The sequence below is a fragment of the Rhodococcus sp. C-2 genome, assembly GCF_027854095.1.
GTDB classification, from domain to species: Bacteria; Actinomycetota; Actinomycetes; order Mycobacteriales; family Mycobacteriaceae; genus Rhodococcus_F; species Rhodococcus_F qingshengii.
On sequence record NZ_JAQGFI010000013.1, the window covers coordinates 155106 to 169142 of the forward strand.

11 protein-coding genes are annotated in these 14037 nt (G+C 62.6%); 3 read left to right on the plus strand and 8 right to left on the minus strand.

Annotated elements, in window-relative coordinates:
• Positions 1 to 220: 220 nt before the first annotated feature.
• Positions 221 to 1414, plus strand: coding sequence for an NAD(P)-dependent malic enzyme (locus PCS43_RS26090; protein WP_003945072.1), 1194 nt, complete (start codon positions 221 to 223; stop codon positions 1412 to 1414).
• Positions 1415 to 1487: 73 nt separating this feature from the next.
• Here PCS43_RS26090 and PCS43_RS26095 read toward each other — a convergent pair whose 3' ends face one another.
• From PCS43_RS26095 to PCS43_RS26110, 4 genes are read right to left on the minus strand one after another with little or no spacing between them, the layout of a single operon-like run.
• Positions 1488 to 2177: an ABC transporter permease gene (locus tag PCS43_RS26095; protein WP_003945081.1), complete on the minus strand. Its 690-nt coding sequence runs from the start codon at positions 2175 to 2177 to the stop codon at positions 1488 to 1490.
• On the minus strand, positions 2174 to 2857 hold the full coding sequence (locus PCS43_RS26100; RefSeq protein ID WP_007736121.1) for an ABC transporter permease: 684 nt from the start codon (positions 2855 to 2857) through the stop codon (positions 2174 to 2176). The genes PCS43_RS26095 and PCS43_RS26100 overlap by 4 nt, the downstream gene beginning before the upstream one ends.
• A gap of 4 nt (positions 2858 to 2861) precedes the next feature.
• Entirely contained in the window at positions 2862 to 4007 is a 1146-nt protein-coding gene (locus tag PCS43_RS26105; RefSeq protein ID WP_209909313.1) for an ABC transporter ATP-binding protein, read from the minus strand.
• Positions 4008 to 4011: 4 nt separating this feature from the next.
• Positions 4012 to 4950, minus strand: coding sequence for an ABC transporter substrate-binding protein (locus PCS43_RS26110; protein WP_003945094.1), 939 nt, complete (start codon positions 4948 to 4950; stop codon positions 4012 to 4014).
• A gap of 203 nt (positions 4951 to 5153) precedes the next feature.
• On the opposite strand from PCS43_RS26110, the gene PCS43_RS26115 reads away from it, so the two are divergent.
• Positions 5154 to 6038: an ABC transporter substrate-binding protein gene (locus tag PCS43_RS26115; protein ID WP_042923402.1), complete on the plus strand. Its 885-nt coding sequence runs from the start codon at positions 5154 to 5156 to the stop codon at positions 6036 to 6038.
• On the opposite strand, the gene PCS43_RS26120 is transcribed toward PCS43_RS26115, so the two are convergent.
• From PCS43_RS26120 to PCS43_RS26130, 3 genes are all read right to left on the minus strand, one after another.
• On the minus strand, positions 6032 to 6973 hold the full coding sequence (locus PCS43_RS26120) for an alpha/beta hydrolase fold domain-containing protein (RefSeq protein ID WP_007736126.1): 942 nt from the start codon (positions 6971 to 6973) through the stop codon (positions 6032 to 6034). The genes PCS43_RS26115 and PCS43_RS26120 overlap by 7 nt on opposite strands.
• Before the next feature lie 63 nt (positions 6974 to 7036).
• Positions 7037 to 7867 carry an SDR family NAD(P)-dependent oxidoreductase gene (locus tag PCS43_RS26125; protein WP_007736128.1) on the minus strand — a complete coding sequence of 277 codons (831 nt, stop codon included), beginning with the start codon at positions 7865 to 7867 and terminating at the stop codon, positions 7037 to 7039.
• A complete protein-coding gene (locus tag PCS43_RS26130) occupies positions 7864 to 9438 on the minus strand; it encodes a flavin-containing monooxygenase (protein WP_209909311.1) in 1575 nt (524 codons plus the stop codon). Before PCS43_RS26130 ends, PCS43_RS26125 begins: the two co-directional genes overlap by 4 nt.
• A 71-nt stretch (positions 9439 to 9509) precedes the next feature.
• On the opposite strand from PCS43_RS26130, the gene PCS43_RS26135 reads away from it, so the two are divergent.
• A complete protein-coding gene (locus tag PCS43_RS26135) occupies positions 9510 to 10139 on the plus strand; it encodes a TetR/AcrR family transcriptional regulator (RefSeq protein WP_007736130.1) in 630 nt (209 codons plus the stop codon).
• Between the two features lie 72 nt (positions 10140 to 10211).
• On the opposite strand, the gene PCS43_RS26140 is transcribed toward PCS43_RS26135, so the two are convergent.
• Positions 10212 to 13973, minus strand: coding sequence for a multifunctional oxoglutarate decarboxylase/oxoglutarate dehydrogenase thiamine pyrophosphate-binding subunit/dihydrolipoyllysine-residue succinyltransferase subunit (locus tag PCS43_RS26140; protein ID WP_209909307.1), 3762 nt, complete (start codon positions 13971 to 13973; stop codon positions 10212 to 10214).
• Positions 13974 to 14037 lie beyond the last annotated feature (64 nt).

Consider the following 14037-nt stretch of genomic DNA (forward strand, 5'->3'; position numbering starts at 1 on the left):
CTAGATTGCATGGATACGCCAGGGCTCACCCGCCCCACACCATGACGCTTCGGATGTATTGCGGCCCACTTTCTCGCGCACGCCGAATGCTCTTCTTCTCAGTAGTCGTTCGCGGAAGAAATGATCTCTGACCGTTGTGAACGTAGTTTCGCACCGGTCCGAAGGATTACTTCCCAGTAACCCAGCCCCGCTTGAGGCTGGACTAATCAGGAGTGTCATCGTGTCCCTCGTGACTGAAGCCATCAACGTACCCAAGGTCGAGTTGACCGACGAAGAAATCTTTGCCGCTCACGTCGGTGGCAAGCTCTCGGTCGAGACCACAGCACCGCTCGATACGCAGCGGGCCCTCTCGATCGCCTACACGCCGGGTGTTGCTCAGGTGAGCCGCGCCATCGCTGCAGACGAAACCCTTGCCGATCGATACACGTGGACCAACCGACTCGTCGTCGTGGTCAGCGACGGCACCGCGGTTCTCGGACTCGGCGACATCGGCCCTCGCGCGTCGCTGCCCGTCATGGAGGGCAAGTCGGCGCTGTTCAAGAACTTTGCCGGACTGAACTCCATTCCGCTGGTTCTCGACACCAAGGATCCCGACGAGATCGTCGAGACACTCATCCGACTGCGTCCGAGCTTCGGCGCGGTCAACCTCGAGGACATCTCGGCGCCGCGTTGCTTCGAGATCGAGAAGCGCGTTATCGAAGCTCTCGACTGCCCCGTCATGCACGACGATCAGCACGGAACCGCCATCGTGGTCCTCGCGGCACTCAAGGGCGCCGTGAAGGTCCAGAGCCGCGACATCACCACACTCAAGGTCGTCATCTCCGGCGCCGGCGCTGCGGGTGTTGCCTGCGCGAACATCCTGCTTGCCGCCGGAATCAGCGACGTCATCGTGCTGGACTCGAAGGGCATCATCTCGGGTGAGCGCAGCGACCTCAACGACGTGAAGGCAGAACTCGCGGCCCGCACCAATCCCCGTGACCTGCATGGTGGTGCCATCGAGGCTCTCGAAGGTGCTGACGTGTTCCTCGGTGTCTCGGCGGGCAAGATCCCCGAGGAGCTCATCGCTTCGATGGCTCCCGAGTCGATCGTGTTCGCACTCTCCAACCCGGACCCGGAGATTCACCCCGAAACCGCGTCGAAGTACGCGGCGATCGTGGCGACGGGCCGTAGTGATTTCCCGAACCAGATCAACAACGTTCTTGCCTTCCCCGGTGTCTTCAAGGGCGCGCTCGACGCCGGCGCCCGTCGCATCACCGAAGGTATGAAGCTCGCTGCCGCCGAGGCAATCCTGTCGGTGGTCGGCGACGAGTTGGCGGCGGACAAAATCGTCCCCAGCCCACTCGACCCTCGCGTGGCACCCGCAGTAGCGGAAGCCGTCGCGGCCGCAGCGCATGCTGAGGGCGTGACCAGCTAAGAGGGACTACGAAAGCCCCGATCGGAACCCGCACACAAGGTTCCGATCGGGGCTTTTTCGTGTGTACCGAGAGCTACAGACGAGTGAGGTCGGGTGTTCGGCGCAGCCTGCCGGTCCCGGGAACCGATGCCCAGACCACCAGCGCCAGTAAGCCGTCCACGACGAGAGCCACAACCGCGACCAGGATTGCGCCGACGACGACTCGGTCGTACTTGTAGAGTGCGAGACCGTCGAAGATGTACCGGCCGAGGCCGCCGAGGTTGACGTAGGCGGCGACCGTTGCCGTGGCAATCACCTGCAGTGTTGCGTTACGCAGTCCGCCGAGAATCAATGGCAGCGCATTGGGTATCTCGACGCGGAAGAGCACTTGGAGTTCGGTCATACCCATCGCCCGTGCGGCCTCGACGACGCCGCGGTCGACGCTGGCGATTCCGGCGTACGTGCCGGCGAGTAGTGGGGGAATACCAAGAATGACGAGGGCGAGAATCGGCGGCATCACTCCCAGACCCATGAGAAGAACGAGGAAGGTCAGCAGGCCGAGAGTGGGCAGTGACCGCAGTGCGTTGACCAGACTGACGACCACGATCTCACCGCGACGCAGATGGCCGATGAGTAATCCGATGGGCACCGCGATCACAGCCGAAAGTGCCACGGCCAGAACGCTGTACCAGAGGTGCTGGAGGATGCGGGTGCCGATTCCGGTGTCGCCGCTCCAATTTCCGGGATCGACGATGAAGTCCCAGGCCCCGGTGAAGATGCTCATACGGGTTCCCCCTCGGCTGACAGGACGGCGGGAACCTTCGACGAGGTCGACGTTCTGGTCCACGGGGTCAGGAATCGGCCGATCAGATACAGGATCAGATCGAGCGCCAGTGCCAGCACGACGATCGCGATGATGCCCGCAACGATCTGGTCGGGATAGTCGCGGTCGTAGCCTTGTTTGAACAGGACTCCAAGCCCGCCGATTCCGATCAGAGATCCGACTGACACCAGCGAAATATTGGTAACGGCAATAACTCTGATGTTCGCGATCATCACCGGCAGCGCCAATGGCAACTCGACCGTCAGAGCGCGTCGTAGTGGTGTGAAACCGACGGCGGTGGAGGCGTCGATGACGTTGTCCGGCACCGAGTCGAGTGCTTCGGGTACTGCCCGGATGAGCAGTGCCGTCGCATACACGCTGAGTGCGATCACGACGTTGAGAGGATCAAGGGTCTTGAGTCCGAACAACTGGGGGATGGTGACGAACAGCGCGAGCGACGGAATCGTGAACGCAATGCTCGCCAGGGTCAACGTGATTCGGCGCAGCCATCTGACGTTGCGGATCGCTGTTCCGACCGGAACGGCAATCAGGAGACCGATCAGCAAAGGAAGCAGTGCCAGATACAGATGGGTCTTCGAGTAATCCACGACCGTCGAGAAATTGTCGATGAGCCAGCGCATGCCGCTACGACCCGAATCCCTCGGTGAAGGCGACGCGGTTGCGTTCCTCGTCCTCGCGTCGACGCTGATCTGCCAATTTCGCCACGACTTCGGAACCGAGGATCCCGCCGATGACCGCGCCCTCGCCGTCGACGGCAACGCCGATACCGGAAGGCGACGAGATTGCCGCATCGAGTGCTTGGCGGAGATCGCCGCCGGGGGAGAACAGCGAACCACCGGCAGACGTCGACTGAGCAAGGGTTCGTCCCGAGCGCAGGCCTTCGACGCCGGTCACGTCGATCCATCCCTGCGGAGTTCCGTTGTCCGTGACCACGAGAACCCATTCGCCCAATTCGAGACGTAGAGCCTTCAATTCGTTCTCGACGGCCGTGCGTACAGGGTGCAACGGAACCTCGTCGGCAGCGCGGAACGACAATCCCCGATAGCCGCGATCGCGTCCGACGAATCCGGCGACAAAATCCGTTGCCGGAGTGGCCAACACGTCGCGAGGTGCCGCCACCTGCTGAAGCCGCCCGCCGGGACCGAAGACGGCAATGTGATCACCGAGTTTGACTGCCTCGTCGATGTCGTGGGTGACAAAGACGATCGTCTTCTTCAGTTCGCTTTGCAGACGGAGCATTTCGGTCTGCAGATCCTCACGCACGACGGGGTCGACGGCGCTGAACGGCTCGTCCATCAACAGGATCGGCGGATCGGCCGCCAATGCACGCGCAACTCCCACACGCTGTTGCTGTCCACCCGAGAGTTGCCCGGGGTAGCGGGTGGCAAGTGAGATGTCCAGACCGACTCGTTCGAGCACACCCAACGCGGCTTTACGGGCGGCGCGGCGGGACTCACCGCGCAGCACCGGAACCGTTGCGACGTTGTCGATCACGGTGCGGTGCGGAAGCAGGCCGGCGTTCTGGATGACGTACCCGATACCGAGACGCAGTTTCACCGCGTCGGTCTGGGCGATGTCACGACCGTCGACGAAGATCTTGCCCGACGTCGGTGTGATCATCCGGTTGATCATGCGCATCGACGTCGTCTTGCCGCACCCGGACGGCCCCACGAACACCGTGAACGACTCGGCCTCGATGGTGAGATCGAGACGGTCGACGGCGGTGGTGCCGTCCGGATACTGCTTGGTGACGCCCTCGAAGGTGATCACGTGACTACGAGACCGGCTTGTCGAGGCCCTGCGCCGTCACCCACGCCTTGGCCGCCGCTGCCGGCTCCGTCTTGGTGTCGCCGGACACCTGGACGTTGAGTGCCAACAACTCTTCGGTGGTGAGCTTGGCGGACACCGCATCGAGGACTGTCTTCAACTTGTCGGAAGACTTCGACGCGCGCAGCACCGGCACCACGTTCTGAGCCGGGAAATTGTTCTTCGGGTCTTCGAGAACCACGAAGTTGTTCTCCGGGATGGAGGCCGACGTCGTGAAGATGTTTGCCGCGGTGATGTCACCGGAGGAGAGAGCCTTCACGGTTGCCGGTCCACCGCCGTCGGCGATCGGAACGAAGTTGGCTGCCGAGATGTCGAGGCCGTAATTGGACTTCAAACCGGGCAATCCGGCTGGACGTTCCTGGAACTCGGCCGGAGCACCGAACTTGACCTCGGCGGAATGCGGAGCCAGATCGGCGATCGTCTTCAGGTTCCACTTGTCAGCGGTTTCCTTCGTGACGACGACGGCGTCCTTGTCCTCGGCGGATGCAGGCGTCGCAATTGCCAATTCCGACCCGAGAGCTGCGGGAAGAGCAGCGAGGACGTCAGCGGAGCTGGTGGCCGTGCTGTCGGGATCCAAGTACTGCAGGAGATTTCCCGTGTAATCCGGAATGACACTGATGGACCCGTCCTTGAGTGCCGGAATGTACGCCTCGCGGCTGCCGACGTTGAACGACGTGGACACATCGAACCCGTTGACACGCAGTGCTTCGGCGTAGATGTTGGCGATCGTCTCGGATTCGGTGAAGTTGGCGGAGCCGACGACGATCGCGTTGGGATCGCTGTTGGAGTCACCGTCGCTGCTACCGCACGCTGTCAGTGCAGTCAGAGAGACAACGGTTGCCGCGGCTACGAGCCAACGGTTGGAACGAAATCGTGAGGTGCGCATGAGCGTCCTTCCGGTTTTTCGGGCGTCCCGTGTTTCGGGCGTCGGAAACCATTCCCTTGTGGCGAAGCCACCCGAGTGACTCCGACGGCGCCGCCACCGAGTGGCTGCGTCAGGACTGGTTACCGCGCATCGCCCGACAAGTGTAACGATAGGTACCGACATGGCACGGTTTTCGATCCATGGGATTGGATGTGAGGATTTCGGTGAAGAGCACACGCACGAAGTATTCGACTGTTGTTGCAGCACTGATGGTCCTGCCGATTCTCAGCGGATGCGCAAACGGTGATTCGGTGGTAGAGGGTGCCGAAGCGGAGTCTCGTGACCAGATCGTGGTGGCTGCTGACGCATCGGTGGAGAGTTCGGTGTTGGCCGAGGTGTATTCGACGGTGCTCTCCTCCTCCGGCCTGTCGGCTCGCGTCGAATCGGTGGGTGGTGGCCGAAACCAATCACTCGAGGCTCTGGACGCAGCGCGAGTCACTTTGGTGCCCGAGTTCACCGGCGCGCTGCTCGATCACTACGACCCTTCATCCCCGGCCCGCAAGGCCGACGACGTCTTCGAAGCCTTGAGTCGCTCTCTGCCGGAGGGTCTTTCGGTCTCCGACTATGCGATGGCCGAAGATCGTGCGGTCCTCGCACTCGACAACGGATACGCACAGTCGTTGGGAGCGAAGACGATAGAAGCCTTTGCTCCTTCGTGTGCCGCGGCGACGCCGCTCGTCTCCGCGAGATTCGTCGAGGACGGGGCAGTGGAACAGTTGGCCGAGGGCGCCGAGTGTGTCTTCGCCGGTGTCGATCAGGCAACGCCGGCAGACGTACCCGGTGCACAAGTATTCGGAACCACGACGCTGTCGGCGTTGGCACAATCCGATGCCGTCACAGTGCTCGCTGATTCGAATCACGTTCTGGCTGCGCAGAATGTCGTTCCGCTCTTTCGAGCGGGCGCACTGGGAGATTCGGCTGTCAAGGCGCTCAGCGTCGTTGCCGGTGAACTGTCCACCACCGATCTCGCCGCAATGATCGAGCAGGTGCGGACCGGCAAGGCGTCAGCCTCGGAAGTCGCCCGCACCTGGTGGGACACCCGTCAGTGACTGTTCGAGCCCACTGCTGAACTCGAATCATCCTTGGCACGAATCAGTTTCGATGCGATGAACTGCCCGAGGTCGGAAACGGCGTCTGCTGCTTCCTTCACCAGTGACGCCTGTGCGTGAGCCACGTGCCACAGTCGCGCGTACTCCACCAGGGACACGTCGACGCCGGCAGCGGAGAGCTTGTCGGTGAACGTCATGATCTGCGGGTAGAGGACTTCCTCGGAACCGACGTGAATTCTGGTGGGTGGCAACCCGTCGAGCTTGCCGTGCATCGGCGCGTAGCCAGGATCAGTACGGTCGCCTCCGGCAAGGTAGGCGTCGGCGGCGTCGAAGGACCACGCTGTGTTGACCACCAGGTCGGCCTTTTTGGTGGCACCCCGATCGCCGGGATCGACCCACGGTGAGATCAGTGCAAGCGCGCCGGGGGTCACGCCGTGACGCTCGATCAGACGGATAGCGGTCGCCGCGGCCAGGCCGCCACCGGCCGAATCGCCGGCGATGGCAACGCGGTCTTCCGAATAGTCGAACTCGGTGACCAACTGCATGAAGGCTGAGACCGCGTCGTCGAGAGCGGCGGGATACGGATTCTCCGGCGCGAGACGGTAGTCCAAGGTGAAGACCGCACTGGACGACTCACGGGCGAGATGAGCTGCGAGAGAACGGTGTGTGGACAGCGAACCCAGCGTGTACGCCCCGCCATGCAGGTAGAGAACTGCGGTGGGGCGCTCGGTTGCGCCGACGGTGATCTTCTCTGCCGGTCGGCAAGCCAGCTCCAGCGGGCGCACGACGGCGCCCGCTGGAACCTGCTGTAGCGGTGCCCCGGCCTCGAGCAACAGACGTTGAATCCGATACGGCAGCCGCGAGTTGAAAGCCAGACGGAAGTACGGCTTCAACAAGAATGCGACCACGGGCAGCGGAAGGGTGAACGTGCTCACCGGCAGGGCTCCTGACTCTTTGTGCGAACTGCGCTGTGAAACGAACTGCGCTGTGAAACGAACTCAGCTGGACTTGGGCATCATTCGGCCGGCGACGATCGCGACGATGCGCTGGTAGCCCGATCCTACGAGGCGAACCCAGGCGTCGAGTGCGATTGCGTCCATCCCGATGAGAACTCGCGGCTTGCTCTTCCGAACACCGTTGACGATCGTCTTGGCGGCGTCCTCCGGTGTGGTGCGCGCGAGCTTGCGGTCGAAGAACTCGGAGAAGACCGCAAGATCTTCACCCGGGCCTGCGGTGGCGTTGCGTGCGATGGCGGTCTTGATTCCGCCCGGGTGCACACAGGTCACCTTCACCGGGTGCTTGGCTATCAGCATTTCCTGGCGAAGCGACTCGGTGAAACCGCGAACGGCGAACTTGGCCGAGTTGTATGCGCTCTGACCCGGCATCGACAGCAGACCGAAGAGGCTCGACACGTTCACGATGTGCCCGTCGCCGGAGGCGATGACGTGGGGGAGGAATGCCTTGGTGCCGTTGACAACTCCCCAGAAGTCGACGTCCATGACACGTTCGAAGTCCTTGAATTCGGACTTCTCGAAAGTGCCGTGGTAGGCGATTCCGGCGTTGTTGTAGATCTGGTTGACCTTGCCGAAGTGGGCGACAACCGCGTCGGCGTACTCGAGAACCGCTTCGCGCTGGGTGACGTCGAGATGGTCCGACTTCACCTCGGCGCCGATGGCTTCCACCAGACGCGTTGTCTCGGCGAGCCCGATGGTGTCCACGTCGGAGATTGCCAACTTGGCGCCCTGGCCGGCCAGGTTCAGTGCTAGTGCGCGACCGATGCCCGATCCCGCTCCGGTGATGACTACGACCTTGCCTGCAAAATCACTCATTGTGCTACTGCCTTCTCGTCGTCGAGGTCGATCTGTGAAGTGGTCGCGGTGCCGACGGCGCCGAGATCCGAGGTGGCGACGCTGCGGTATGCCGCGAGGTCGAAATGCTTGGTGGCATTGCGGAACTGGAAGGTGAAGCCAGGCCACAGGGTGGTGTTGTTTCCGTGCTTGTCCATGTACCAGCTGGCGCAACCGCCGTTGTTCCACACGCTCTTGGACATAGCTGCCTGCAGGTCCTTGTTGTACTTGTCCTGCTTGTCCTTGCGCACCTCGATGGTGCCGATGTCGTACTTGTCGATGGTGGCGATCGCGTCGACCAGGTAGTTGATCTGCGACTCGATCATGAAGACCATCGACGAATGTCCGAGGCCGGTGTTGGGTCCGACGAGGAAGAACATGTTGGGGAAGTTGGCAACTGCCGCGCCCTTGTATCCCTGCATGCCGGTCTCTTCGAAGACCTCGGCGAGCGAGCGTCCGTCCTTGCCGAAGATTCCCGCGAAGGTGGGGGAGTCGGTGACGTGGAATCCGGTCGCCACGACGATGGCATCGATCTCACGCGTGGTGCCGGTCTTCGAGACGATCCCGTTGGCGGTGACCTCCTCGATGCCTTCGGTCACCAGGTCGACATTGTCCTGGGCGAGGGTGGGGAAGTAGTTGTTCGAGATCAGCATGCGCTTGCAGCCGATCTGGAAGTTGGGCATGACCTTCTTGCGAAGATCCTTGTCCTTGATCTGGGCCTTCAGGTGACGCTCGGCGGCGAACTGCAGCGGCTTCATGAAGACCGGCGCCTTGGCCAGGCCGACGACCTGCGTCTCTCGCATCCAGTAGATACCGGTGCGGCACAACTTCTGGAAGCCGGGGAGGAACTTGAACGCGAGGTGCTCGATCTTGGTGTACTCGCGGTCTGCGCGGGGCAGGATCCACGGCGCCGTGCGCTGGTACACGTCGAGATGCGAGACCTTCTTGCCGATGGCCGGCACGATCTGGATGGCCGAGGCGCCGGTTCCGATGACGGCCACACGCTTGCCGGTCAGATCGGCGTCGTGGTTCCAACGCGAGGAGTGGAAGATCTCGCCCTTGAAGCCGTCGATGCCCTTGATGTCCGGAAGTGAAGGCTCACACAAGGCGCCGACGGCCGAGACGACGATCTTTGCGACGAATTCGCCCTTGTTGGTGCTGACGTGCCACCGAGCAGACGCCTCGTCCCAGCGTGCGGAGAGAACGTCGCAGTCGAAGATGTGCTTGTCGAGCACCTTGTGGCGGTTGGCCACCGACTGGATGTACTTGTAGATCTCGGGCTGAGTGGAGAAGGAGCGCGTCCACTCCGGATTGAGTGCAAAAGAGTACGAGTACAAATGCGACGGCACGTCACACGCGGCGCCCGGGTAGCTGTTGTCACGCCAGGTCCCGCCGACGTCGTTGCCGCGCTCGAGAACGACGTAGTCGGTGATGCCGGCCTGTGCCAGTTTGATCGCCGCACCGAGACCGGCGAAACCACTGCCGATGATCAGTGTGCCGACGTGGCGAGTATCCGCGGCAGGTGCTGAGGTATCTGTAACTGGAAGACTCATGTAGGGAACGATATGCCTTTATTGAGTCACGGTCAATAGCTTATTGACGAATATTCAGTAGTCTATTGGGCATGGACGCAGTAAAGCGAACGCGGCTCGACCCTGCGCAACGCCGAGCGCAACTCATCGACCTCGGGGCGCGGATGCTGGCCGAACGGCCGCTCGAACAGATTTCCGTCGAGGACATCGCCGATCAGGCTGGTGTCTCGCGGGGGCTTCTGTTCCACTACTTCGCGTCGAAAAGCGAGTTCCATCTGGCGATCGTCCGACACAGCAGTGAACAGATGCTCCAGCGCACCGAGCCGAGCGAGTCGGACGATCCGATGCTCACCCTCCGCTCGGTGCTGGCGTCGTACGTCGACTACGTGACCGAGAACCGCAATACCTACGTCTCGCTGCTCCGGGGGACCGCCAGCGGGGATCCGCAGATGCGTGAGGTGTTCGAGCAGACTCGCGACATCATGGCCAAGAGAACCCTCGATCAGCTCCCGAAGATCGGCCTGACTCGAACACCTCAGGTGGAGTTGGCCGTTCGCGGTTGGATCGCGTTTGTCGAGGAAGCCACCATCAGTTGGCTCCGAGCGCCCGCCATCACCCGCGAGGAACTGATCGACCTGACGGTTCAGTCGTTACCTGCGTTGGCACTGGCCGCCGTCGGCTTCGATGCCGGGCCGGATCTGGGTCTGCTGCAATCGAATTGACGTGAACGCAGAAAGGCCGGGCCCCACACTCCTTGCGGAATGTGGGGCCCGGCCCTTGTCAAATTACTGAGATCAGTTGGTCGGCAGGAACGCCTCGTCCAAGATCTCCTGCTGCTCCACCGCGTGGACCTTGCTCGATCCCGAAGAGGGAGCGGACATCGGACGACGCGAGATGCGCTTGATACCGGTCAAGGTCTCCGGCAGAAGGTCCGGCAGAGCCAGCCCGAGGAACGGCCACGCACCCTGGTTTGCGGGCTCTTCCTGGACCCAACGGAACTGATCCGCATTCGGGTAACGGTCCAGGGTCTCCTTGAGGCGACGCTTCGGCACGGGGTAGAGCTGCTCCATGCGCACGATGGCGATGTCGTCACGCTCGTCCTTGTGCTTCTTCGCCAGGAGTTCCCAGTACAGCTTGCCGCTGACCAGCAGAACCCGCTTGACCGATTCGCGTGCGCTTTCGCCGCTCTCGTATGCCGGCTCCTCGAAGACCGAACGGAACTTGCCCGTCGTGAAGTCCTCGACGTTGCTGACGGCAGCCTTGTTACGCAGCATCGACTTGGGCGTGAAAACCACCAGCGGACGGCGGATGCCGTCGAGGTGATGGCGACGCAGCAGGTGGAAGTAGCTGGCCGGAGTCGACGGAACCGCAACGGTCATCGAGCCTTCTGCACACAGCTGAAGGAAACGCTCGATGCGGCCGGAGGTGTGGTCCGGACCCTGACCCTCGTGACCGTGCGGCAGGAGCAGCACGACGTCGGAGAGCTGACCCCACTTGGCCTCACCCGAAGAGATGAACTCGTCGATGATGGTCTGCGCGCCGTTGACGAAGTCACCGAACTGCGCTTCCCACAGGACCAGAGCGTCGGGGTTACCGACCGAGTAGCCGTACTCGAAGCCCAGACCTGCGTACTCGGTGAGTGCGGAGTCGTAAACCATGAACTTGCCGCCGTTTTCGGCGTCGGCAGCGATCTTGGCGATCGGGCTGTACTCGTTACCGGTCTTGCGGTCGATGAGGACCGAGTGACGCTGCGTGAACGTTCCTCGCTTGGAGTCCTGACCCGCGAGGCGGATCAAGGCACCCTGCTCGGCCAACGAGCCGAACGCGAGCAATTCTGCGAACGCCCAGTCGACATGTCCCTCACGGGCCATCTCGCGGCGCTTCTCGGCAACCGGCTTGACGCGCGGGTGAACGGTGAAGCCCTCGGGGACGTTGACGAACGCATCACCGATGCGCTCGAGGACCTCGGGAGCGACAGCCGTGGTCAGGCGAGCCGGGGGAGTCTGGTCGAGTTCGACGGACTCGGACGGTTCGGGCTGGAACTTCTCGAGTTCACGGACCTCGTTGAAGACCCGTTCGAGCTGGCCCTGGTAGTCGCGAAGTGCGTCTTCGGCTTCCTTGAGCGAGATGTCACCGCGGCCGATAAGGGACTCGGTGTAGCTCTTACGAACGCTGCGCTTGGTGTCGATGACGTCGTACATGGCCGGCTGGGTCATCGACGGGTCGTCGCCCTCGTTGTGACCGCGACGGCGGTAGCAGATGAGGTCGATGACAACGTCCTTGCCGAACTTCTCACGGAAGTCGACGGCCAGCTGAGCAACCCAGACGCAAGCCTCGGGGTCGTCGCCGTTGACGTGGAAGACCGGTGCGGCGATCATCTTCGCGACGTCGGTGCAGTACTCGGACGAGCGTGAATGTTCCGGAGCGGTGGTGAAGCCGACCTGGTTGTTCACGACGATGTGCACGGTGCCACCGGTGCGGTAACCGCGAAGCAGCGAGAGGTTGAGCGTCTCGGCGACAACGCCCTGACCGGCGAATGCAGCGTCACCGTGCAGCATGAGCGGCAGGACGGTGAAGCCTTCTTCACCCTTGTCGAGGATGTCCTGCTTGGCGCGGACCAGGCCTTCGAGAACCGGGTCGACGGCCTCGAGGTGCGACGGGTTTGCGGTCAAGGAGACAGCGATGTCGTTGTCACCGAACATCTGGATGTACGTTCCGCTGGCACCCAAGTGGTACTTCACGTCGCCGGAGCCGTGAGCGGCTGCCGGGTTCATGTTGCCCTCGAACTCCGTGAAGATCTTGGAGTACGGCTTGCCGACGATGTTGGCAAGCACGTTGAGACGGCCACGGTGCGGCATGCCGATGACGACCTCGTCGAGCTGGTGCTCGGCGGCCTGGTCGATCACGGCGTCCATCATCGGGATGACGGCTTCGGCGCCTTCGAGCGAGAAGCGCTTCTGGCCGACGTACTTGGTCTGCAGGAACGTCTCGAAGGCCTCGGCGGCGTTGAGCTTGCTCAGGATGTACTTCTGCTGAGCGACCGAAGGCTTGGCGTGATGGCCCTCGACGCGGTCCTGGATCCACTGACGCTGATCCGTCTCGAGGATGTGCGTGTACTCGACGCCGACGTGGCGGCAGTACGCGTCGCGCAGCACGCTCAACACGTCGCGCAGCTTCATCTTCTCTTGACCGTGGAAGCCGCCGACCTTGAACTCACGGTCCAGATCCCACAGCGTCAGGCCGTGGCTGATGACGTCGAGGTCGGGGTGGCTGTGGAACTTGTCCTTGACGAACTGCAACGGGTCCGTGTCGGCCATGAGGTGGCCGCGGTCACGGTATGCAGCGATCAGTTCGAGAACGCGGGTGTTCTTGTCGACAGCGCCTTCCGGCACGTCCTTGCGCCACCGCACCGGCTCGTACGGGTTGCCGAGCGCGTGGAAGATCTCGTCGTAGAACTCGTCGCTGATCAGCAGGTTGTGGATCGTGCGCAGGAAATCGCCCGACTCGGCACCCTGGATGATGCGGTGATCGTAGGTCGAGGTGAGAGTCATCAACTTGCCGACGCCCATCTCGGCCAGCTTCTCGTCGCTGGCGCCCTGGAACTCGGCGGGGTATTCCATCGCGCCGGCACCGATGATGGCGCCCTGGCCCTTCATCAGGCGAGGAACGGAGTGAACCGTGCCGATACCGCCCGGGTTGGTCAGCGAAATGGTGACGCCGGTGAAGTCTTCGCCGGTGAGCTTGCCTTCACGGGCGCGTCGGACGATGTCCTCGTACGCCGCGTGGAACTGGACGAAGTTCATCGACTCGGTGTTCCGGATGGCGGCAACTACCAGTGAGCGGTTGCCGTCCTTTCCGGGAAGGTCGATCGCGAGTCCGAGATTGGTGTGCTCGGGCGTGACCGCGTTCGGCTTGCCGTCGATTTCGGCGAAGTGCCGGTTCATGTTGGGGAACGCGTTGACTGCCTGGACGATCGCGTAACCCAGGAGGTGGGTGAACGAGATCTTGCCGCCGCGGGTACGCGCGAGGTGGTTGTTGATGACGATGCGGTTGTCGAACATCAGCTTCGCGGGGATGGCACGCACGCTGGTTGCAGTCGGGATCTCGAGCGAGAGCGACATGTTCTTGACGACTGCGGCTGCGGCGCCGCGGAGAACCTTGGTTTCCTCGGCTCCGCCGGCAGGGGCGGGCTTCGCAGTAGCGGCCGCGGGCTTGGCTGCTGCGGGCTGGGCCGGGGCGGCCTTGGCGGCGGGCGCTGCCGTCTTCGCGGGGGCCGGAGCGGCAGCCTTGGCAGGCGGCGCAGGAGGCGCGGTCTTGGGGGCGGGAGGCGTGGCCTTGGGAGCAGCAGGCGGAGCTACAACAGCGGCGGGTGCAGCCGCGTTGCCGTTCGAGGCAGTCCCGTTTCCACCTCCCGTGTTCGCCGAGTCCGGCGAGTAATCGGTCAAGAATTCGTGCCAACTGGGATCCACGGACGACGGATCGTCCTGGAAGCGTTGGTACATCTCGTCAACCAGCCACTGGTTCTGTCCGAATTGGGATGTAGAACTGCTGCTCACGGCAGGTGTTCGCCTCGTTTCTATTTCGGTACCCGATCAGAGCGCCTATATACATGAGATTAGC